The organism is Guopingia tenuis (assembly GCF_014384805.1).
Classification (GTDB): Bacteria; Bacillota; Clostridia; order Christensenellales; family Christensenellaceae; genus Guopingia; species Guopingia tenuis.
Genome location: NZ_JACRSS010000001.1, coordinates 978,470 through 1,000,600, shown reverse-complemented (window position 1 = coordinate 1,000,600; position 22,131 = coordinate 978,470). Strand labels below are relative to the sequence as shown.

General features: G+C 54.7%; 22 protein-coding genes. 10 read left to right on the top strand and 12 right to left on the bottom strand.

All coding sequences use genetic code 11. From position 1 onward, the window contains the following. Positions 1 to 174: 174 nt before the first annotated feature. From H8693_RS04810 to H8693_RS04800, 3 genes are read right to left on the bottom strand one after another with little or no spacing between them, the layout of a single operon-like run. Positions 175 to 933 (bottom strand): hypothetical protein, encoded by a 759-nt coding sequence (locus H8693_RS04810; RefSeq protein ID WP_249280012.1) that lies wholly within the window; start codon positions 931 to 933, stop codon positions 175 to 177. Further along, entirely contained in the window at positions 920 to 2,347 is a 1,428-nt protein-coding gene (locus tag H8693_RS04805; protein ID WP_249280011.1) for a sensor histidine kinase, read from the bottom strand. The genes H8693_RS04810 and H8693_RS04805 overlap by 14 nt, the downstream gene beginning before the upstream one ends. Then, the gene (locus H8693_RS04800) at positions 2,344 to 3,003 is read right to left on the bottom strand and encodes a response regulator transcription factor (protein WP_249280010.1); all 660 of its coding nucleotides are present in this window, start codon (positions 3,001 to 3,003) and stop codon (positions 2,344 to 2,346) included. Before H8693_RS04800 ends, H8693_RS04805 begins: the two co-directional genes overlap by 4 nt. Before the next feature lie 833 nt (positions 3,004 to 3,836). On the opposite strand from H8693_RS04800, the gene thyA reads away from it, so the two are divergent. Next, a complete protein-coding gene (gene thyA, locus H8693_RS04795) occupies positions 3,837 to 4,667 on the top strand; it encodes a thymidylate synthase (RefSeq protein ID WP_249280009.1) in 831 nt (276 codons plus the stop codon). Positions 4,668 to 4,677: 10 nt separating this feature from the next. Further along, positions 4,678 to 5,178, top strand: a complete 501-nt coding sequence (locus H8693_RS04790; RefSeq protein ID WP_249280008.1) for a dihydrofolate reductase — start codon at positions 4,678 to 4,680, stop codon at positions 5,176 to 5,178. Between the two features lie 350 nt (positions 5,179 to 5,528). Here H8693_RS04790 and H8693_RS04785 read toward each other — a convergent pair whose 3' ends face one another. From H8693_RS04785 to H8693_RS04775, 3 genes are all read right to left on the bottom strand, one after another. Then, positions 5,529 to 6,764: a C40 family peptidase gene (locus H8693_RS04785; protein WP_249280007.1), complete on the bottom strand. Its 1,236-nt coding sequence runs from the start codon at positions 6,762 to 6,764 to the stop codon at positions 5,529 to 5,531. 734 nt (positions 6,765 to 7,498) lie between these two features. Next, complete coding sequence (locus tag H8693_RS04780; RefSeq protein WP_249280006.1) at positions 7,499 to 7,993, bottom strand: prolyl-tRNA synthetase associated domain-containing protein; 495 nt, start codon at positions 7,991 to 7,993, stop codon at positions 7,499 to 7,501. A 15-nt stretch (positions 7,994 to 8,008) separates the two neighbouring features. Continuing rightward, on the bottom strand, positions 8,009 to 8,551 hold the full coding sequence (locus H8693_RS04775; RefSeq protein WP_178618649.1) for a manganese efflux pump MntP: 543 nt from the start codon (positions 8,549 to 8,551) through the stop codon (positions 8,009 to 8,011). Between the two features lie 362 nt (positions 8,552 to 8,913). Here H8693_RS04775 and H8693_RS04770 point away from each other — a divergent pair, with 362 nt between their 5' ends. Further along, positions 8,914 to 9,924: an oxidoreductase gene (locus H8693_RS04770; protein WP_249280005.1), complete on the top strand. Its 1,011-nt coding sequence runs from the start codon at positions 8,914 to 8,916 to the stop codon at positions 9,922 to 9,924. 54 nt (positions 9,925 to 9,978) lie between these two features. On the opposite strand, the gene H8693_RS04765 is transcribed toward H8693_RS04770, so the two are convergent. The 4 genes from H8693_RS04765 to H8693_RS04750 form a co-directional block, all read right to left on the bottom strand. Next, positions 9,979 to 10,392: an SRPBCC family protein gene (locus H8693_RS04765; protein WP_249280004.1), complete on the bottom strand. Its 414-nt coding sequence runs from the start codon at positions 10,390 to 10,392 to the stop codon at positions 9,979 to 9,981. A 57-nt stretch (positions 10,393 to 10,449) separates the two neighbouring features. Continuing rightward, complete coding sequence (locus H8693_RS04760) at positions 10,450 to 10,965, bottom strand: ECF transporter S component (protein WP_178620102.1); 516 nt, start codon at positions 10,963 to 10,965, stop codon at positions 10,450 to 10,452. 22 nt (positions 10,966 to 10,987) lie between these two features. Beyond that, positions 10,988 to 12,043, bottom strand: a complete 1,056-nt coding sequence (locus tag H8693_RS04755) for a uridine kinase family protein (RefSeq protein WP_249280003.1) — start codon at positions 12,041 to 12,043, stop codon at positions 10,988 to 10,990. A gap of 179 nt (positions 12,044 to 12,222) precedes the next feature. Then, positions 12,223 to 12,639, bottom strand: coding sequence for a DUF3842 family protein (locus tag H8693_RS04750; RefSeq protein WP_249280002.1), 417 nt, complete (start codon positions 12,637 to 12,639; stop codon positions 12,223 to 12,225). 170 nt (positions 12,640 to 12,809) lie between these two features. Here H8693_RS04750 and H8693_RS04745 point away from each other — a divergent pair, with 170 nt between their 5' ends. Beyond that, positions 12,810 to 13,838: a zinc-dependent alcohol dehydrogenase gene (locus H8693_RS04745; RefSeq protein WP_249280001.1), complete on the top strand. Its 1,029-nt coding sequence runs from the start codon at positions 12,810 to 12,812 to the stop codon at positions 13,836 to 13,838. 652 nt (positions 13,839 to 14,490) lie between these two features. On the opposite strand, the gene H8693_RS04740 is transcribed toward H8693_RS04745, so the two are convergent. Then, the gene (locus H8693_RS04740) at positions 14,491 to 15,138 is read right to left on the bottom strand and encodes an HAD hydrolase-like protein (RefSeq protein ID WP_178621398.1); all 648 of its coding nucleotides are present in this window, start codon (positions 15,136 to 15,138) and stop codon (positions 14,491 to 14,493) included. After that, positions 15,135 to 15,719 (bottom strand): NUDIX hydrolase, encoded by a 585-nt coding sequence (locus H8693_RS04735; RefSeq protein WP_249280000.1) that lies wholly within the window; start codon positions 15,717 to 15,719, stop codon positions 15,135 to 15,137. The genes H8693_RS04740 and H8693_RS04735 overlap by 4 nt, the downstream gene beginning before the upstream one ends. 137 nt (positions 15,720 to 15,856) lie before the next feature. Here H8693_RS04735 and H8693_RS04730 point away from each other — a divergent pair, with 137 nt between their 5' ends. From H8693_RS04730 to bioA, 6 genes are all read left to right on the top strand, one after another. Then, a complete protein-coding gene (locus tag H8693_RS04730) occupies positions 15,857 to 17,101 on the top strand; it encodes a hypothetical protein (RefSeq protein WP_178621402.1) in 1,245 nt (414 codons plus the stop codon). Between the two features lie 374 nt (positions 17,102 to 17,475). Further along, on the top strand, positions 17,476 to 18,450 hold the full coding sequence (locus H8693_RS04725; protein WP_249279999.1) for a biotin--[acetyl-CoA-carboxylase] ligase: 975 nt from the start codon (positions 17,476 to 17,478) through the stop codon (positions 18,448 to 18,450). After that, on the top strand, positions 18,437 to 19,024 hold the full coding sequence (locus tag H8693_RS04720; RefSeq protein WP_249279998.1) for a biotin transporter BioY: 588 nt from the start codon (positions 18,437 to 18,439) through the stop codon (positions 19,022 to 19,024). The genes H8693_RS04725 and H8693_RS04720 overlap by 14 nt, the downstream gene beginning before the upstream one ends. Next, positions 19,021 to 19,983 carry a biotin synthase BioB gene (gene bioB, locus H8693_RS04715; RefSeq protein ID WP_249279997.1) on the top strand — a complete coding sequence of 321 codons (963 nt, stop codon included), beginning with the start codon at positions 19,021 to 19,023 and terminating at the stop codon, positions 19,981 to 19,983. Before H8693_RS04720 ends, bioB begins: the two co-directional genes overlap by 4 nt. Next, a complete protein-coding gene (bioD, locus tag H8693_RS04710) occupies positions 19,980 to 20,678 on the top strand; it encodes a dethiobiotin synthase (RefSeq protein ID WP_249279996.1) in 699 nt (232 codons plus the stop codon). Before bioB ends, bioD begins: the two co-directional genes overlap by 4 nt. Next, positions 20,671 to 22,032: an adenosylmethionine--8-amino-7-oxononanoate transaminase gene (gene bioA / locus H8693_RS04705; protein WP_249279995.1), complete on the top strand. Its 1,362-nt coding sequence runs from the start codon at positions 20,671 to 20,673 to the stop codon at positions 22,030 to 22,032. Before bioD ends, bioA begins: the two co-directional genes overlap by 8 nt. Positions 22,033 to 22,131 lie beyond the last annotated feature (99 nt).

The following is a 22,131-nucleotide window of genomic DNA, read 5'->3' as shown; positions in this document are numbered from 1 at the left end:
GGTTTCTGTATCCGGAGAACCCGGCGTGGGTATCGAACGGCGCATGGAGCGGAAGATCAGGAATCTGCTCCCGGGCAAGGGAGGCCATGTCATACATAGACGGCGGCAATAGCCCATCCGTTCCCTGTGCGTGTTCGAAGCCACTCGGGCGGGAAAGATGCCTTCCCGGTATTTTCAGGCCAGGAGACGAATAGATAAACTGGTGATATCCCCATCCGAATATTTGGAGGCGGATACATGCAGGGAAACCGCTTTGCTGTCAAAGTAAATATATCCTTCCACATTCTCGCTAAATGCATCGGAAGAATAGGATGGCGTATAGGTGAAGGCATCCACGAGGTTCAGATCGTTCAGAAAACGCCTGGCATAGATGTCTATTTCCGAATAAGGGCTGTCCTGGGAAAAGATGATGACATCTAAAGCGATGACAGCACCTGTAGCGGCGTCGATGGTGAGCTGGTAGTAATTAAGGCCGCGCTCCCCAAAATATGGAGACGAATATTCGATCTGCCAAAGAGAGGCCGGGGTTTCAGCCGAAATGCTGTAGCAGGCCTGGAAAGCCGCGTTGATCTGCCATTCCCGCAGGGGGATGGTGGGCTGGGGAAGATATTTGTCGTCGATCCAGGATTGCAGATAATCCAGTCCGTCCAGCACGGCATTTTCCATGGAAAGCTCATTGGGCAGCGGGTCTCGGGTAGAGGACACGGTCGTGCCCTGGCAAGCCTCCAGGAGATTGCGAAAATAGGAAGCATCCCGGGAAGCCTCGGAAGGAAGAATATCCATGGCCTGCTGCTTTTGGGCATAGACATTTCCCAGCAGCAGTTTTTTCTGCGTGTCGAGGATAAAGGTGGGAAGGAAGATTCCCAAAAGCAGGATGGCCGCCGCCAATAGGATGGTAATCAAAGATGCAGATATATGGCTATACTTCTTCATTTTTCTCCTCCTTTGCGACAGGAACAAGGGACAGGAATACGCGCGTTCCTTCTCCCGGCGCGCTTTCAAAGCGAAGGACGGTTTGGTGCAGCTGGGCAATGCGCTCGCAGATGGCCAGCCCCAGCCCAGCGCCATGCTGCTTGCGGGAACGGGACTTGTCCACCATATAGAAGGCTTCGGTGATCCGCTGCAAATCCTCTTTGGGAATGCCGATGCCATGATCCTGAACGCAGATTTCATATTGCCCTTCCTTTTCCCCGCCAAAAATTTCAATCCGGCTTCCAGGCGGGGAGGCTTTGCGGGCATTGTCGATCAGGTTGATCATCAGCGTCTTGAAAAGATCCTTTTCCACAAGAATCAGCTGCGGCGCGATATGCAGCTCCAGCATGATTTTTGCTTGCGCAAGAGCGGGATAGACAGCCCCGGCGATCTCTTCAAAGAGAGGAATCGTGTAGGCCGGACTCATGGAAAAGGATTGGTTGTTCATCACGATCAAATCCAGCAGTTTGAGGGAGAGGGATTCCAGGCGTTTTCCCTCGCTGAAGATATAGGAGAGGGCCTGGAACCGGGTATCCTCGTCGCAGTCCCGGGAGCGGAGCAGATCGGCATAGCCGATAATGGAAGTGAGCGGGGTTTTCAGCTCATGGGCAAAGTTGGCGACAAAATCCTCTTTCTGCTGGGCGGCCAGCTCCAATGCCTGGATTTTCTCCTGCACGGCGTCGGCCATGCTGTTGAAATTCTCTGCCAGCTCGCCGATTTCATCCCGGGATTTGACGATGACACGGTCGCTGTAAGCGCCGTCCGCAATCTGCCGGCTGGCGATGGCCAGCTGGTGAATGGGACGGGTGAGCAGACGGGAAAGGATAAGGAGCAGTCCCGCGCAGCACAAAATCGCAAAGCATTCCGCAAAGGTGTAGGTGCGGATCTGCCGGTCTAAATCATCGAAGATTTCTGTGGAATTCTGCAGGCTTAGAAAATAATAGGTTTGGTCTTCCAATGCAAAGGCGCTGGAAATCCAGCAGTATTTTTCTTCTCCCTCCTGCAGAAAGGCGTGCTTGCGCTCGGTTGTGGAGCGGACAAATAGGGATGGAGGGATGGAGTGGGAGGAGGGGATATTGGAAAAAATAGGCACGGATTCGTCCTGCATGACGCTAAACAGGCGGCCGGAACTTTGCGAAACCTTTTCGCAGCCGGAGGTGAGGACCTCGGACGTAAGATTTTTGCCTTCCAGCTTTGAGGTGATGAGCTGGGACTGCAAAAGAAATTTGAGGGATTGATGTTCTGCGATCTCTCGATCCAGCTCCCGCTCCACGGTGGACTGAAAATGCTGCGAAATCAGAAGGGTTCCGCAGATGGAAAATGCCAGTGTGAAAAGAAACATCGAGGAGAGGAAGAGCTTTGCACTGAATCTCATTCTTTCACTTCCAGACGATAGCCAACTTTATAGACCGTTTTGATTTTCTCCTGCCAGCCCAGCTTCTTGCGGAGCCGCTGAATATGCAGATCCAGCGTCCGTGTTTCGCCGATATAGTCGGTTTTCCAAATGCGCGAAAAAATGGTTTCCCGGAAAAGAGCGGTATTTTTATTTTGGACAAGAAGAACCAGAAGTTCAAATTCCTTGAGGGTCAGATCCACGGGAACCCCTCCTTTGGTAACCGAATAAGATTCGGTATTGATCTCCACATCCTCCACCCGCAGGATGGCGTCGTTTTTATGATACCGCCGAAGCACCGCTTCCACCCGGGCAATCAGCTCGACGATTTCAAAGGGCTTAATAATATAGTCGTCGCCCCCCAGATGCAGCCCCTTGACCCGGTCGTTTACGGAATTTTTGGCCGTCAGAAAAATCACGGGGATCTTATAGGGGCGGATATATTCCATCAGCTCAAAACCATCGATTTCCGGCAGCATGATATCCAGCAGGATGAGATCATAGGATGTGCTTTCCAAATATTGCACGGCCGCCTTCCCATCAAATGCACAGTCGCAGGCATAACCCACGTTGCGCAGGCTGATCTGAATAAGACGGGAGATAGCCTGTTCGTCTTCAACAATGAGAATTCGTATCATGATAGGACCTTCTATGACTGTAGTGTAATTTTATTGTAACATAATTTTGGATACGCGGAAACCGGCGGATTCTGGAAAAATGTAAGAAATATATGAATAAATTCGGTGAATATGCGGCTGCGGGAACCGAGGGGGACTTTAGAATCCAGGCGGGTTATGGTATAATGAACGCACGGCATCACCGGAAGTGCAAGCCCTCCCGAAGCCTGGGCGTTCATTGACGGCTGCCATTGCCACACGATGCGCGGCAAAGACATGGTATAATGAACGCAGCCCTCGCCGGGCAGGCGTGATCATGGCAGTATGTGCAGGAAGGCAATCCTGCCGGCACAAGGAAACATGGATGGACAGGGAACTATCCCCCTCGCCGGATGTGCAAGACTGGTTTGGCGGGGACTGCGAATGCTGGCGTGTAAACGAGAGAAGGACGTATCCCCGAAACGAGAGCCGTTCCGATTGCCCTCGCCGGGCAGGCATGACCATGGCAATATGTGCGGAAAGGAAACTCTGCCGGCACAAGAAAACATGGACGGTTCGGGAACCATTCCCCCGCGCCGGGCAGGAACCATGGGGAAAGAACGACAGTTCCCGATGAAACGACAGGGGACAAGGCTTGCGGCTGGGTATGGCTATGGCATAGCGAAAACCAAAGCTTGCATTTCACGTGGCCTGCCGGAGAGAAGCGGCTGCAGCTGGCAGACGGCGAAGAGAAACAGGCACTGGCCGGCGGCAGGAGATATGAAACACAGGCAGGCTCTTATCGGGCAGGCACGGATAAAAAGAGACGGCCGCGGAAACACCGGATGTATTTCCCGGCGGAAGGAGAAGAAAAATTGAGCAAGGCGGATCAGATTTTTTTGCAGAACTGCAGGGATATACTGGAAAAGGGCGTTTGGGATACCGACCGGGAGGTGCGCCCGCGTTGGGAGGACGGGACGCCGGCCCATACGGTCAAGCTGTTCGGCGTAGTCAACCGCTATGACCTTCGGGAGGAATTCCCCATTCAGACCATCCGGAAGATCAATTACCGGGCGGCTTTTGACGAGCTTCTCTGGATCTGGCAAAAAAAATCCAACAATATCCATGACCTGGCCAGCCATATCTGGGATTCCTGGGCAGATGAGAATGGCTCCATTGGAAAGGCCTATGGCTATCAGCTGGGGGTTAAGCATGTATATCCCGAAGGGGAATTCGACCAGGTAGACCGGGTGCTCTATGATCTGCGCCATAACCCTGGCAGCCGGCGGATTCTCACGAATATCTATGTGCATCAGGATCTGCATGCCATGAATCTCTATCCCTGCGCCTATTCCATGACTTTCAACGTCAGCGGAAACACGCTGAACGCCATTTTGAACCAGCGTTCCCAGGATATGCTGACAGCCAACAGCTGGAATGTAGTGCAGTATGCGGCGCTGGTGCATCTGTTTGCCCGCTGCAGCGGGTTGGAGGCCGGCGAGCTTGTGCATGTCATCGCGGATGCCCATATCTATGACCGCCATGTGCCGCTGGTGGAGCAGCTGATGGAGCGGGAGAGCTATCCTGCGCCGGTCTTCCGGCTGGACCCTGCAGTTCGGGATTTCTATGACGTGACGGTGGACGGCATGGCTTTGGAGAATTACCAGTGTGCCCCGGGTATTGGAAAAATCCCGGTTGCCATTTGAGGAGAGCGATATGAAGGCGATTGTGGCTGTAGACCAGAACTGGGGAATCGGGAAAGAGGGAAAGCTCCTGGCCCATATTCCCGAAGACCTGAAATATTTTAAGGAAAAGACCTTGGGCCATGTGGTGGTCATGGGGCGCAGGACGCTCTGTTCCCTGCCCGGGGGAAAGCCCCTGCCTGGAAGGGACACTGTCGTTCTCTCCCGGGACGAAGGGTTTGCGCCGCAGGGCGTGACGGTCGTGCATAGCGCCCGGGAGCTTCGGGAGCTGCTGCGGGAGAAACATCCGGGCCGCGAGGTTTTTCTCTGCGGCGGCGGAGAAGTATACCGGGAGTTCCTGCCCGAATGCCGGGAGGTTTTGGTTACGAAAATCGGCAGGGAATTTGCGGCGGATACCTTTTTCCCCGATCTGGATGCTCAATCGGGTTGGGAGAGGGAAGAGGGAGAGTTGCGGTTTCACGGAGAAATCCCCTTTCGCTTCTGTGCATATCGGCGGACAGGGGACACGGAATAGAAGAATGACTTTGCGATGATGCTGTGCCGCAGCCTGCCCGGGGTTCATCGAAAGGGGTACGGAACGCCGGAATGAGAGAAGCGGCGGGCCGGTCGATTTTCTCCCCATAAAGCCTTTTGAAAATGGACCGGATGGCGGCGCTGGAATCGGGTGTATGCCGAGTTTTTTTCCAACTTGTCAGACGATAGAGCTGCCGGAAAGAAACGCTGCGCAGTGTGCTTACGGAACCATGGAAAACGGCCCTAGCTCACGCAAAGCTGCCACGAGAGCAAATGGCATAGAAAAAGAAAGAAGAGCGGGAAGCATCCCGCTCTCTTTCGATGGAAGATATTTTTCTTGCAGCCCCCGGATTAGAATACCCGGCGGCCAAAGACGAAGTTTTCGTTGAAATAGGAGCCCACGGAGCTGATGACTACCTTGCCCGCACTGGTGGAGGCATGGATATACTGGTTATTCCCCAGCCAGATGCCCGTATGCCCGATGCGGGAGGAACCCGGCGCCGTGAAGAAGACGAGGTCACCCGGCTGTAAATCGCCCTTGCTCTCAATCTTTTCCCAGGAGGAAACCTGGCTGAAGCCTGCCGCGCTGTAACGCCCCGTGCTTACGCCGCTGTTCTTCAGAACATAGTATACAAAGCCGGAGCAGTCAAAAGAGTTCGGGCCTTCCGCACTCCAAACATACTTTTTGCCTAGCTGCTCTTTGGCAAAGCGGATCATCTGGGAAACATCCGAACTGCTGGAGGCAGAGGAGGTTTCCTGCTCTTTAGAAGAGCCGGAAGAAGCAGAAGACTCCTTTTTTGCGGAAGAACCGCTGGAGGACTTGGCGGCCGGCGCCGCTTTGGCAGAAGGAGAATAGAGAAGCTCCTGGGTATTCTGGCCAAAAATGCCGTCTGCCGACAGGCCGTTTTGCTTCTGGAAAGAGACGACAGCCTTTTGGGTTGCGGTGCCATAGATGCCGTCTGCCGAACCCGAAAGATAGCCCAGCTCTTTCAGACGGTTCTGGATCTTGCGGACGTCCTCTCCCTCATCCTCCAAGCGGACGGTATAGGGAAGCGCATCTTCGCTGGCCAGAAGCGTCAGGGTTTCAGCGCCGGCAATCCCATCCTGTTTCAGCCCGTTGGTGCGCTGAAATAGGCGGATGGCCTCCTGGGTTACCGGGCCATAGTTTCCGGTGAACCCATCGTAGTCATAATATCCCAGCTCCATGAGACGCCGCTGCAGCGCCCCCACTTCCAGAGAGGAATCCCCCTCCTGAAAAAACGAGCCGGTGGCGATATAGCTGGCGGCCTGCAAGGCGCTTCCCAGAAGGGACTGCATAGTGGCGGGCCCGGCAATTCCGTCTACGGCCAGTTGGTTTTCTTTTTGATATGCCTCTACAGCGGCCTGCGTATCTGTCCCATAATAGCCTGTTGGGGAGACGGTTAAAAATCCGCTTTCATAGAGCTTTTGCTGCACGGAATAGACCACGCTGTCCTTATCCCCGTTTTTTAAGAGATCTTCCCGCGGCGATGGGGCGGCGAGGGCGCTCAGGGGAAGAGTGAGGCAGATAGCTGCTGCCGCTGCGGCAGCAATCGGTTTCTTTTTCATGCATTTCTCCTTTCGTACGGTCTGCAATAATTTGTAATAAACGTAATATTTATATAACAAATTATTGCTTACAACCCAAGTATAGGAGAAATATAAAATAATAGCAAAACGAAATAACCGCCAAAAATTCGGATTTTTACCGGTTATTTTAAATTATGACACAAATACGGCAATCTTTAAAATATTACGATAATGTAATATTTATATGATGCGAAATGAGGGCGATGCGATTGCCGGGCCTCGGCAGTTGGGCGGCCCAGCGCCTTTGCTGGATACTCAAGGCATAAAGCCCCAAAAACTGCCTCTTCCGAGGACATTCCCAAAGAACGAAACATTCCCGCATGACGGGAGGGAGCCCCCCAGCCCAAGAGAAACGGCTGTCAGCCATTGCATTTGGATAATCCAAGCCGGTTTGCTCCGAGGATGAGAGCGGGCGCGCCAAAGATAAAGCCATAATTTCCCTTTTTAGAATGGGAAACAGACGCCTCCTGCGGGAAGGGATGGGTTTTTCCGATCTCCAAACAGGCAAATTTTTTCTGAAAAACGGTTTAAATCCCGGCGAGGAGGGATTCTGAATCGCGGTAAAAAATGACCTGGCGATGATTTTCCCCGCCGGGGCGATATCTCTGCTTCTCTAAACGGGTGTGGTTTTTCAAAGCGGAACTGCTCAAATCCGGGGATCAACAGCGCCCGAGGCTGCTCTTCGGTTTTTTTCACGCCGGGCTGGATGCACTCTATCCTTCCAGAGCGATGAGGCAGGTGGGGTTGCCAACAGCCTCCACAAAAGCGCGCAGATCCGCAAAAGAGAGGAAAACCGTCGCCCGGTTATCGCAGGGATGGACGCCAATAGCATCTTCGCCAAGAAAATTCTGGTCAAAGGCAACGGTAACGTCGTGGTCGCTGTTGAATAAAACCCCAAGGGGCGTCACTGCGCCCTTTTCCAGATGCAGATGCTTTTCCAGCCGTTCCGGCGAGGCAAAGCTCAGGGGCGTCGTCCCCAGCTGCTGCCGCAGGGCCTTTAAATTGGCATGCTTGTCCTTTTTCATCACAATGAGAAAATGCTGCTTACCATTGGCGTTGCGCAGAAACAGATTTTTAGCGACGTTGTCTTTGCCCTCAAGATCCAGCGCATCCATTTCCTCGATGGTGAAAACAGCGGGATGGGTATAGAGTTGATAGGAAACGCCGTGTGCATCCAGGGCGCGCAGGGTTTGCTCCATTTGAGTCATAAAAAAACCTCCTTTTTAAAAGAGTGATTTGATGCCAATGAGGATCAGGATGACGCCGCCCAAAATCTGCGCCTTATCTCCCAGCCAGTTGCCAAACCGTTTGCCCACAAACACCGCGGTTAGTGAACATACGAAGGTGATTGCGCCGATGAGAAGAACGGTGGGGAGAATCTGGACGCGCATGGCGCTGAAGCCCACCCCAACGGCAAAGGCGTCGATGCTGGTGGCAACGGCCTGAAGGAAAATCGTGAGCCCGGTGAGCCGGCGACATACGCGTTCCTCCTCTTTGCGAAGGCCGTCATAGATCATTTTGCCGCCGATAACGCCTAAGATCAGCAATACCACGATTCCGGCATAGGCATCCAGAAATTCCGAAAAGAGGCTGCCGGCATAATAGCCAAGCAGCGGCATGAGGGCCTGGAAGATGCCGAAAGAAGCCGGGATCAGAAAGGTTTTGCCGCGGCTGAGCTCCCGGCCGCACATGCCGTCCGTCATGGAAACGGCCGCGGCGTCCATGCTCAGGCCCAATCCGATCAGAAGAATTTCGATGATTCCCATACTACCTCCTAAATGGGGCAAAAATGGCCGGGGAAGCCATATTTCCCCTTGTCATGTATATGCTTGCCCACATCCTCTCAAAAACCTTTTCCTAAAAAAACAGAGGAGTGGGCAAAAAAAAACTCAAATATAGCGACCAAGGCTATATATGAGTCTCATTCATTAAGGCAAACCAGGCAAAAACGCCAGTATGTTGACTTGCCACGCGAACGAACCGCGCAAATTACTCCCTCACAGGACCCTTTTTCTTATATACTTTGGGATTATAATATAGCGGCGGCCAAAAGTCAATATTTTCATGGCTTTTCCCAGAGAAGAGGAGTATAATGAAACAAATCCATTGAAAAAAGGAAGGGATTATTATGGCAGAATGGAATCAGCCGCTTCAGGTGAAGCAGGTGACCTTTGAAAACCGGATTGTGATGGCGCCGATGCTGCCCTTTGGGTGGCCGGAAAAGGACGGCGGCATGTCGGAAAAGACGCTGGCCCATTATTTGAAAAGAGCCGGAAAGGGCATGGGCTTGCTCATTTGCCAGGCGCTTCTCGTCTCCCCGGAAAACGATCTGTTGGACCGGGCCGGCGCGTATAAGCGGGAGCATCTCTGCTTTATCAAAAAAATTGCCGATGCCTGCCACGCGGGAGGAACCCGCTTCTTTGCCCAGCTTGCCTATGCTGGGTTTGACGCTTCTGGCGGCGGCGGGCGCAAGGTGACCGAGCTTTCCACAGAAAAAATGGCGGAAATCGGGCGGGATTTTGTGCATTCCGTGCGCCTCTTGAAGGAGGCGGGCTGCGACGGGGCCGAGCTGCACTGCGCCCATGGCTCGTTTCTGAACGCGGTGCATTCGCCCATCGAGAATACCCGGCAGGATCGCTACGGCGGGGATTTGGAGGGACGGCTGACGCTGCTGAAGGAAATCATAGAGGGATGCCGGGAATGTATAGACGATTCCTTTATTTTGTCCTGCCGCATGGGATGGACAGAAACGCTGGAAGGAGATATTGCGTTGGCGCAGGCTATGGAGAAGCTGGGCGTTGAGATGTTGCATGTTTCCGGCGGCATCCCGGCAGACCGTTCCCTGGATATCCCGGAAGATTTTCCCTATAATGCCTTTGTGTATACAGGGACGCGTGTCAAACAGCATGTGAATATCCCGGTCACGGTGGTCAATGATTTGCAGACACTGCGCCGGGGAAACGAACTGCTGCGGGAAGACGCCTGCGATCTGATTGCCTATGGCCGGCCGTTCCTGGCAGACCCGGATTTTGCGCTTCACGCGGCGGAGGATCCGGATTATATTGGCTGCCGGAAATGCAAGGCATGCCAGTTCCGCACAGACGGAGACCGCTGTCCCGGTCCGCCGGCGAGAAAATAGGGCGGATAGATTTATCAATATAAAAACCACGGCATGCCGTGGTTTTTTGCCTTGTTATATAATTGTTTCCAATTTCCTTTCCAGGTCGCGGATATATGCCTTCTGCTTTTTCTTCAGGGGAAGAAGAAAATAGGAGAGAATCTGCCAACAGATATTCCGCATTTGCAGGATTTCTGTGAAGATAATATGGGTTCCCCCCGTGGGGGTTCTGGAAAAGAGGCCCTCCCATTCGCCGGAAAAAATGTTGCTGCGCATGGAAAATGCATAGCGCTCATAAGGCGTCTTTTCCAAGATAGAGAAGCTGGTGGAATGGCCGTTTGTGGAAAATTCCGTAAAATGCCTGCCATCCAGAGATACTTCCACCCGGGAAAGATCGCTACGCCATTCGATATCCTGATGATTGGTCACCACGTCCCAAACGGTTTCGGGCGGGGCAGATAGTGTTGCAATGATTGTCGATTTCCGCATAGTAGCCTCCCTGCAACATATATATATTTTTAAGTATAACAGGGCAGCGGCGGAAAATCAATCGGCCAGCTTCGCCTTTTTGAGAGCGAAGAGGATGACGGGGATGAGGACAAGCTGGATGACAATGCCCGGAAGCGCCGTGACAAAGGCACTGGTGAGGAAGGTGGTGAAGCCATAGGCGGTTCCCGAAAGGCCGAAGATCACGGTATTGGCAATACCCAGAACGATGCGGCCGCCCAGCATGGCCAAAATCAGAGTGAGAAACACCTTCTTTTTCGTGACCTTATAGAACACTCCGGCCAGGGCGCCATAGGCGCACAGTTCCAACATCATGGAGATATTCATGGGGGCGGGAGGCATGCCCGTGATCAACGAGGACAGCAGAGGTACCAGAATACCCACGGCGCCGCCCCAGATCCATCCGCAGAGAAAGCCGCAGAGCAGAACCGGCAGGTGCATGGGACAGAATACAGACCCGGCGTTGGCCACCGAGAACATATGAAAGACCTGGGGGAGTAAAAGCCCGATGGCCAGACAGATGGCCGAATAGATGAGTTTTCGTGTGTTCGTCATAAAAAGATCTCCTTTTGTAGTTTCAAAATGTCAATGTAAAGCTGGACAGCTCGGCCAGCTTATATTTGGAAAAATATTCTTCCTCCAGGGGGATCCACCGGCCGGCAAAGGCGGAGAAGCCCTCCTTTCCCTCGCGGAGCAGAAGCCGCCGCCGCTGTTCATCGGAGGTAATCTGCAGCACCAGCGTATGGGTATAATAGGGCAGCAGAGAGGGATGCATGGAATAGGACCCTTCCACGATCACCAGCGGCTTGGGCTGGCAGCAGACTGGCGGCTGAAGCGCGCCGGTCCGGCAGGAAAAGGGCTGGTATACCACCTGCCGTCCCTGGGACAGGGGGAGCAGCACTTCGGATAAAAAACGCTCGTGATGGACGTTTTCCCCCGGCTGGGCGAGACGCTGGGGCGTGCGGAGCTGGGGAGGAAGGAAAAAGTCGTCCATATGAAAGACCGTGCAGGGCAGGCACGCAGAGGCCAGGCTGGCCAGCGTGGTTTTGCCGCTGCCGCAGCGCCCGTCAATGGCCACGACGGCGCGTTTCCCGCCCACAGAAAGCGCATGAAGAAAACGAAGGGCGGGCAGATATTCCGCCAGCTGGCGGCGGATGACCCGGTAATGGGGATGATAGGCGGCCCGATAGGCCTCGCTGTGGTGCAGGCTGGGGCAGCCCTGCGCCCGGTATTGCTTCAAAAAGGCAAGGGCCTCCCCGGAAGGCCCCCAAAGGCCGCCGGCCGCCTGGCTCTCCAAAAGGGAGAGGGCCGCCGGAAAGGCCAGGGACTGGGAAGGGGCTTCCGCCGCCGTCCGCACAAACAGGCCGGCCGCCAGGGCAGGATCCATCGGGCGGAAGTCCGGGGAATCCAGATACATCCGGCAGAGGCCGCCGCCGATATCCTCCAGCAGGGCGGAGGACGCAGGAGCAAGGCTTTGGCATTCCGCTTCTATGGCCTGCCGGGCCTTTGGCATTTCTGCCATGTGCCCCGGGCCAAAACACTGCTGATAAAACAGCTTGACGGCATCCTGCAGCGCCATTTTTGGATATCTTGCCCGGTGCCGGGCGAGGATATTTTCCATGTCTTTTTTCATTGCTTTCCCCCTGAAAACATAAAAAAGCCATGAAGCCATGGGTTTATGCAAAACCCGCTACATCTTCATGACCTAGCATTTTTAAAAACAAATTTCTTTTATTTTGCCATGCGGCTGCATCTTCCTGCCAGCGGTATATACACCCTATTTCAATAGGAGGCGGTTCCTTCCTGGAACGCCTAATTTTCGCCGTTTTGCAGCCGGAGGATTTGGGAAACCGCCTCTTCGATATGGGCGGAAAGGGATTGCTCGGCGATTCCCGTGATGTGGATATGGCAGCGGGACACCGGAATGGCGAATTTCTCCGCCCGGCATGCCGCCAATGCCTCCGCCATCCGGGGCGTCACTTCCCCCAGCATGGAATTGGCAAAATAGATACCCACCGGCCCGATGACCACATCGGCCTGGGAACAGTTAAAAACGACCGCGTTTTCTCCTGTTGCACCCCGGACGCCGCCGCCCCGCACCATCTGGGCGGTTGCCGTGGCATTGGTTCCAACGGCGATGATTTCCGCGCCGGGGAGGCGCTCCTTCAGGCGCTCCACGATGCTGCGGCCCATGCCGCCGCCCTGACCATCGATGACAACAATGCGCAAAGGCAGGCCCTCCTTTCCAAATCTTCTCGTCTATTATACGGGACGAGGGAGGAAAAGTAAAGAAAACCGGGAATTTTGCTTATAGGAATTTATGATATATGTTATACTGTTTTCATAACGAAAGGAACGGCAGACTCTTATGGAGAGCCGGAGCGAGAAGGGAGAACCGCATGCGGACAGCGATATATCGCGGAAAAAGGGATATTCTTTTGACAGAGCGTCCTCTGCCGGAGGCAGGGGAAGAGGATATCGTCGTAAAAAACCTATACGCCAGCATTTGCGGGACAGATGTGGCGGTTTATTTCCATGGGCCGGGAACGGGGCATAAAATCACGGTAGGCGAAGAATTCGGGCATGAGATGGTTTCGCAGGTCGTGCAGGTGGGGAGAGAGGTGAAGGGCATCCGCGTGGGGGACCGGGTCTATCCCTATCCGTTGCTGGCCAAGGGGGATCCCGGGCGCGCCGGGACGCTGGGCGGATTCTCGGAATACATGGTTCTTCCCCATGCCAGGCTATATGAAGGCGTTTATCCCGTGGGGGAGAAAATAAAAACGCGGACGGCCTGCCTCATCGAGCCATTTACAGTGGGGATGCGGGCGGCCCGCCGGGCGCTGCCCAAACCGGGGGAAAAGGCCATCGTATTTGGCGCCGGAACCATCGGTATCGCCGCCGCCCTGGCCCTGCGGTATTTTGGATGCGAAAAGGTGATGGTGTGCGACCTGTCGGACTTCCGGCTGGAAAAGGCACGGAATCTGGGGCTTCTGACCTGCAACAGCGCAAGAGAGGATCTGCGGGAAAAGGCAATGGAATGCCTGGGAACCGCGCGCTCGCTTTCCGGGCCGACGGCGGACGCGGATATCTTTATCGATGCGGCCGGGGCGCCTTCGATTTTGGAGACATTCCAGAGCATGGGGAAAATCGAATGCCGCATGGTCGTGGTGGCGGTGCAGGCGGGCAAGAGGCCGGTGGACGTCCTCTCCATGACCTTTTCCCAGCATGCCCTTATCGGCAGCGGGGGCTACCAGAGCGAGGATGTGCGGGATGTGATGGCGCTGATGGAGAGCGGACGGTGGGATATTGATTCCCTCATCACTCATGTGTTCGCCTGGGAACAGCTTCCCCAGGCCATTGAGACGGCGGCAGATGTGGATCATGCGCTGAATGTGGTCATCGATTATGCCAAGCAGCCGGAGAAATAGAAAGAATAAAGAAACAGCCGCAGAGTCTGTAAAAAAACTTCTGCGGCATTTTTATGCAGAAAAACCAGAAAGGGTAAAAGGAGACAACGCATGTTCCCTTTGAATGTTTCTTCGGGGATCGGGATTCCACGGATGAGCGAGAACAGAGTTCAGCGATTCCGCAAAAAATATTTGTTCTTTTTTTGTATAAAAGACGGACTTCCAGGAATTTATGAAAACAAAATTTCATAATAGCCGGTGGCTGACGGGCACGTTCTCCCGCTGCTTCCTTTCCCGCAAAACGATCCCGGAAAAAATGCCGTTTTTAAAAAACACCGGATCCAGAGCTGTGTGGCCCGTAGTTCTCTTTAAAAAACACGGGATATGTCGGCGATTCTTGGGTTATGCTGACAAAAAAATGCGCGGGAATAGAGCTTCCCGCGGCAAAATTTTAGTCGTTCTCTTTTTTAGCCAATGGATTGTGAGATTAACGGATAAAGATGGGAACCATTTGCAAATGTGTGCGGAGGGCATTCTGCGGCAAATTCCTGTCTGCTCTCCTATTTAAAGAAGCAGGCTTGCCATGCGGCTTTCTATTTTAAAATATAAAATATATAAATTAAGCATGGGGCCGCAAAATTTCCCTCTCTGGGTTTTCGTGGAAGCGGGCCGCTCAAGGAAGGAGGGCGAGGAGCGCCGCGAAATCTTCGGCAAACACATGGGCGCCGGCTTCCTCCAGTTCCCCGGGAGCGGCATAGCCATAGCGGACGGCGATGCAGTCCAGGCCGGTCTGGCGGGCACCGATCACATCCTGGCGGCGGTCGCCGATCATGACGCATTCGCCGCGGCGGTCCTGCAGGCCGCAGGTTTCCAAAACGTATTCGATCACCTCATTTTTGTGGGAACGGGTGTTGTCCATATTGCTGCCGCCTATCAGGGCGAAATAGCGGTCCAGGCCATAGTGCGCAAGGATCTGCCGGGCGAAAACCGTGGGCTTGGAGGTGGCCAGCAGCAGCGTCTTTCCCCGCGCCTGAAGCTGCGCCAGAAAATCCTCCACGCCGGGAAACAGGGAATTTTCCATGACGCCTTTGGAGGCAAACCGCTCCCGGTACAGGCGGACAAATTCCAACGCTTCGTCATGGGAACCATGGAACATCTTGATATAGGTATCATAGAGGGGCGGCCCGACAAAAGCATCCAGCTGATCCGGCGTAGCCTGAATGCCAAAGTGAGAGAGGGCATATTCCAGACAGCGCAGAATGCCGATTTTGGAATCGATGAGGGTGCCGTCCAGGTCAAAAAGTATATACTGCTTGTTCATGGTGTCTCCTTTGCTGCGCGCAGCTCTAAAAGCGTGCGGCAGATAATTTTATCATAGATCGGGAGCATCTCTGCTTCTGTCACCCGGGAATGCAGCTCCTTTAAAGGAACCCAGCCGACGCTGCTGTTTTCTTCCGGCCTTTCCCTAAGCGGCTGGTCCTGCGGAGCGCAGAAGGAATAGCAGAAGGAAAGATGCAGATGCGGGGGAACATAGCGCCCGCGTTTTTCATGGGCGGCAACCGGGAGGATATCCAGAGAAACCGGCAGGGGGGAGAGGGGATGCAGAATGCGGATCCCGGTTTCCTCCCGGGCCTCCCGCATGGCTGTCTGGAGGGGCCAGGTCTCTCCGTCGCAATGGCCGCCCGTCCAGGCCCAGGACTGATAGATATTGTGATAGGCCATGAGGACATGGGAGAAGGACTCGTCAAACACCATCGCCGAGGAGGTGAAATGAAACAGCGCGCATTCCCGGGTCAGGGAAACATCGCCCCATTGCCGGATAACATCTAAAAAAATCTGTCGTACCGCGGCATCCTCCCGTGTTTGGGGGACAAACTGCCGGGCCGCTTCCCGATAATCCATGGCCATTTCTCCTTTTTCTATGGGAAGTATAGCATATTTTCGGGAAAAGGGGGAGAGCGCCGGGCCGGAAAGTTTATAAAATGTTAATTTGCCTTCTTTTTGAAACCATGGTATGGTGATAAAAAGGAGGGAGTATCATGACACATGAAGGAGAAATTTCCGTCGGGATTGGATTTGCCACGGGCCGGCGGAGTTTTCAGAGCGTTCTGGGAACGTTTATTTATCACTTAGAGGAATCCGGCCTTCTCAACAACCGGAATATCCATCTGAATTTGCTGGTGGCCTATGATCTCACCTATTCCAATACCTGCCGGACGGACTATACCCGCATCGGAAAATCGGTGGCGGAGAAGCTGGATCACTGCTATTTCATCGGCGAGGAGGACATTCGGGCCGCGGAGGATGAGCTGGCGAAAAAAGGGGTAATCCCCGAGGATAAAAAGAACATCTGCTTTGGAACGGGCTATGCCCGGCAGCGCAACAGTGTGGTGTATACGGCGCTCAAAAACGGCATCGATTATCTTATTTTCCTGGATGACGACGAATACCCCATGGCCGTGACCGAATCCAAGGATTTCCTGCTCTGGAGCGGGCAGCATGTCCTGGAATCCCATGTGAAGAGCCTGCGGACGGCGGATATCACCAACGGATATCACTGCGGGTATATCACGCCCATTCCCTATATCGAATTTGACCATATCCTCTCCGAAGAGGATTTCAAAACCTTTATTGAGGCCATGAGCAACGACGTCCTCAACTGGGAAACCGCCAAGGAGACGATGCGCAGCGGCGGCATCACCTATGCGGACAAAACCATTCTGATTGAGCAGAAAACCAGCCTGGCGGAAGAGGTCAACGGCGCGAAGTTCATCACGGGCGGAAACCTGGGCATCAACCTGACTTCCCCCGAGCGGCTTTTCCCGTTCTATAACCCGCCCGGCGCCCGAGGAGAGGACACGTTTTTGAGCACCTGCCTCAAGGATGTCAACGTCAAGCATATCCCCAGCTATACCTTCCACGATGGCTTTGCCTATTACCGCCATCTGCTGAAGGGCGTTCTGCCCAATGTGCTCAAGCCCATCGATTTTGGCTCGGAGGAAGTTATCAACCGCTTCTATGGGGCCTGCCTGGGATGGACGCGGTATAAGCCGCTTTATATGTATATCACCCGCCGGAGCGAGTTTGATGCGATTCTGGATGAAATGCAGGAGAAGATGGAGCAGGTGCTGCCCAAGCTCTGCAGCTATTTTAACCGTCCGGAGTTTTTGGGCATTGCAGAGGAACTTCGCAAATACCGCGCCAACGCGCCGCGGCATTTTGAGGAATTTGAGGAGACAAAGCGCCTGTTTGAAAGGGTAAAGGAATATGCCCTTGGCGAATAGGAAAGGATATGCGGAGAAAGGCGGCGCGGCAGCGCCGCCTTTTTGCATCCGAAATTTTTGAGAAAAAAGCCGGCGATCGAGAGGAATCTGCATGCAGTCCGGCTGCTCATGCCGCAAGGAAAACAAAGACGGGAACCCAAAGGCGAACCGTTCCATAAAAAGACAGGATGAGAAAGGGATTCCCTTTCTTTTTTTATGGATACAGGACACATCTGGAGAATTTTTTTGTGGGCAAGTCAAATGGCAAGGGGGTCTCCCACTGAAGGAAAGGAAAAAATTTGCCGGATTGTAAACCCAAAATGCTATATTTGGTTGACAATCGTTTTTTCGCATTGCTATACTTCGCCTATAGAAGCGGGATGGAGGGAAATCGTGTGACCATAAAGGAAAAGGTGGCGGAGCTGCTGCTGCGGCACCGGGGCGAATATATTTCCGGCGAGGAGATGGCGCGGCATCTGGGCGTCAGCCGGGCGGCGGTATGGAAGGCCGTAAAGCAGCTGGAGAGCGAGGGCATGTGCATCCAGGCGGCGACCAACCGGGGCTATGCCCTTTCGGATGCGGCGGATATTCTGTCGCCCGCCTGTATCAGCGGATATCTGCGCCATCCAGAGGTATTTGCCATCCAGGTGGAAAAGACACTGGATTCCACCAACCGGCTGGCTCGGGATCTGGCCCAGCGAGGCGGCAGGGAAGGCACTGTGGTAGTTGCCGGGGAACAGACAGCCGGGCGCGGGCGGCTGGGGCGCAGCTTTTTTTCGCCCGGGGGAACTGGAGTATATTTCAGCCTGGTTCTGCGTCCGTCTCCGGAAACAGAAGCTTCCCTGCTGACGACGGCGGCCGCCGTCGCCGTAGCCCAGGCGGCGGAGGAGCTTGCCAAGCGGCCGGCAGAGATCAAATGGGTCAACGATATCTATATGGATGGAAAGAAAATCTGCGGAATCCTGACAGAAGGGACTTACAGCATCGAGGAAGGCCGCATGGAATCCGCCGTTTTGGGCATTGGCGTGAATGTTTCTCCGCCGGCAGAGGGCTTCCCGGAGGAATTGCGAAAAAAGACCGGGACCATTTTGGAAAAACCCGGGAATAACGCCCGGAGCCGTCTGATTGCCCGGATTCTGGAGATTTTTTGGGAATATTATGAAAATCTGGATGCCGGGACCTTTTATTCAGAATACCGCCGCCGCTCCCTGCTTCTGGGAAAGCGCGTGGAGATACTGGGAAAAGGACGGCGGGAACCGGCGGAAGTTTTGGATATCGGCCGGGACTTTTCCCTGATCCTGCAAAAGAAAAACGGAGAAATCGAGCGCCTGCGGGCCGGAGAGGTGGAGATCTGTTATGGAAAAAAATAGGGAGAAAATCCGGAAGCTTATCCTATGCGCCTTTTTTGCCGCCCTGACGGCGGTGGGTGCCTTCATCAAAATCCCTGTGCCCGTCGTGCCATTTACTTTACAATTTTTATGCACGACTCTGGCGGGCTGGCTGCTGGGCGGAAAATGGGGCGCCCTCAGCGTGGCACTCTATATCGCTCTGGGGCTTTTGGGAATCCCCATATTTGCCGAGGGCGGAGGCATTGGCTATGTCTTAAGGCCCAGCTTCGGCTATCTTCTGGGATTCTGTCTGGGAAGTTATCTGACCGGGATACTTGCCCGCCGGGGAGAGGCGACCTATGGGCGGCTGCTGGTTTCCGGATTTGTGGGGCTGGGGGCGGTATATCTGTTGGGGATGGCGTACTATTATCTCATCTGCAACTATGTCATTGCCACACCCATCGCCTTTGGCCCGCTCTTCTATTATTGCTTTTTGATGGCAGTTCCGGGCGATATCCTGCTCTGTTTTCTGGGAGCCGGGCTGGCCCGGCGGCTGCTGCCGGTTCTGGGGCGGAAAGAAATGCAAAAGAAGCGAATACAGGAGGAAACGACATGAAGCTGGAAGCGTATCAGCAAAAAATTTTGGAAGGCGGAGAGCTTTGCCGGGAGGAGGCGTTGGCACTGTGGGACGCTCCCGCAGAGGAGCTATGCTCCGGAGCCGATGCGATCCGGCGGCATTTCTGCCAAAACCGTTTTGATCTCTGTGCCATTATCAATGCCAAAAGCGGACGGTGCCCGGAAAACTGCAAATTCTGCGCCCAGTCCGCATTTTATGAGACGGGGGCGGGGGAATACCCCCTGCTTTCCGAGAAGGAAATTCTCCGGGAGGCCGAGGACCATGAGGAACAGGGCGTGCTGCGGTTTTCGCTGGTGACATCGGGAAAACGGCTGACCGCGCCGGAGGTGGAGGCCATTGCGCAGGTGGTGCGGAAGATGCGCCGGGAAACGGGGATTTCCCCCTGCGCTTCCCTGGGGCTGCTGAGCCGGGAGGAATTTACGCTGTTGAAGGAGGCTGGGCTGGAAAGGGTACACAATAACCTGGAAACCTCCCGCCGCTATTTCCCGGAGGTATGTTCCACGCATACCTATGACGACAAGCTCCAGGTCATACGGAATGCGCAGGCCGCCGGGCTGGAGGTATGCAGCGGCGGCATTTTGGGCATGGGAGAGACAGTGGAGGACCGGGTGGATATGGCGCTGGAGCTTCGGCGGCTGGGCATCCGCTCGGTTCCCCTCAACCTGCTGAACCCCATCCCGGGGACTCCCTTTGCCGGGCGGCGTCCTCTGCCGGCAGAGGAGATGCGGAAAAGTGTGGCCCTGTTCCGATGGATTTTGCCCCGAGCGGAAATCCGCCTGGCGGGAGGCCGGGGATTGCTGCCGGACAAGGGACGGGCCTGCTTTGCCTCTGGGGCCAACGCCGCCATAACCGGCGATATGCTCACCACGGCGGGCATTACGGTTGAGACGGATCGGAAGATGCTAAGAAAAATGGGATTCGAGGTGAAACGAGCATGAGCCGGGGACTTTTTATTACGGCGACGGGAACGGACGCAGGAAAGACCTATGTGACGGCCCGGATCGTCCGGCAGCTGTGCGCGGCGGGCTATGACGCGGGATATTATAAGGCGGCATTGAGCGGCGCGGACGAGACGGCGGGCCTGCCGGGAGATGCGGACTATGTGAAGCGGTTTGCCGGCCTCACGGATTCCTATTCCGAGATGGTGCCCTATATCTATTCGGCGGCGGTTTCGCCGCATCTGGCGGCACGCTGGGAGGGACGGCCGGTGGATCTGGAACATGTGAAGCGGGGCTATGACGCCATTTCAGGAAAACATGCGTATATCACCATGGAAGGAAGCGGCGGCATTCTCTGCCCCATCCGTTATGATGATTCCTGCCATCTGTTTTTGGAGGATATTATTCGGGCGCTGGAACTGCCCTCGCTGGTCGTGGCGGATGCCGGGCTGGGAACCATCAATGCCACGCTGCTCACCCTGGAATATATGCGGCGCAGAGAACTGCCCGTGCGGGGGATCATCCTTAACCGCTGGACAGGAAGCCCCATGGAGGAAGACAACCGGCGCATGATCGAGGAACTGGGCGGCGTTCCGGTGATCGCCTGCCTGGAGGCGGGCGCGGAGGAGCTTCCGGTTTCTGCGGAGACGCTTGCGGCGCTGTATGGCGCCGGGAACGGGGGAAACGATGTATAAGACAAAAATGCAGCAATGGCAGGAAAGGGATCTAAAGCATATCTGGCACCCCTGCTCCCAAATGAAGGACTATGAGGAGCTGCCGCCCATCGTCATTGACCATGGGCGGGGCGTGTACCTATACGATATGGAGGGGAAGGAGTATATTGATATTGTCAGCTCCTGGTGGTGCAACCTTCTGGGACACTGCAATCCCAAAATCAACGAGGCCATGAAACAGCAGATGGAGCTTTTGGAGCATGTGATCTTTGCCAATTTCACGCATCAGCCGGCGATCCGCCTCTGCGAAGAGCTGATCCGAATTCTGCCATCGGGGCTGACGCGGTTTAATTTTTCAGATAACGGCTCGGCGGCTGTGGAATGTGCCTTGAAAATGGCATTTCAATACCAATACCAAACGGGGCATCCCGAGCGCACCCGGTTTATGTGCCTCACGGAGGGATATCACGGCGAAACCATTGGGGCGCTTTCGGTGGGCAGCATGGATCTCTATGCGAAGATCTACCGGCCCATGCTCATGGATACTCTGCATATTCCCGCGCCGGATTGCTACCGCTGTCCCTATGGGAAATGCCGGGATAGCTGTCACTGTGAATGCTTTGCCGGGGCGGAGGAAATGTTTGCGGCCCATGGCGGGGAAACCTGCGCCGTCATTGTGGAGCCGCTTTTGCAGGGAAGCGCGGGCATGCGGATCTATCCGCCTCTCTATCTGAAAAAGCTGCGCCAGCTTTGCGATAGCTATGGAATCCTTCTCATTGCCGATGAAATCGCCACCGGCTTCGGGCGGACGGGAAAAATGTTCGCCTTTGACCATGCCGGCGTAAGCCCGGATATCATGTGTATTTCCAAGGGGCTGACGGGCGGCTATATCCCCATGGCCATTACCGTCACAACCGAAAATATCTATCAAGCCTTTTATGCGGATTATAACGAAGGAAAGGCGTTTATGCACAGCCATACCTACAGCGGAAATCCCCTGGGCTGTGCGGCGGCGCTGGCCGTGCAGAAGATCCTGCGGGAGGATCGGATTTTGGAAAAAGCGGAAGCGCGGGCGCCCTATCTCCACGGCAGGCTTATGGAGGCGCTGGGCAGTCACCCGCATGTGGGGGAGATTCGGCATTTGGGCCTGATCAACGCCATAGAGCTGGTAGAGGACAGGGAATCCAAACAGGGCTTTGCCGGAGAAAGGCGCATGGGATATCAGATCTATCAGAGAGCGCTGAAACGCGGCCTACTGCTGCGGCCGCTGGGAAATGTGCTGTATTTCAACCCGCCACTGGTTATCGAAGAAAATGAAATGGATGCGGCGGTGGAACGGTGTGCGGCGGCGGTAGGGGAGATTCTTCCGGAATAAGAGAAGAAGGAAAAGTTAAAAACGGCCTTGAAAAAGGCCGTTTTTTTTGCTGGTTTTTATGGCGGGGACTTCCCGCAAGGCCGAGGAAGGGGCCTGAGC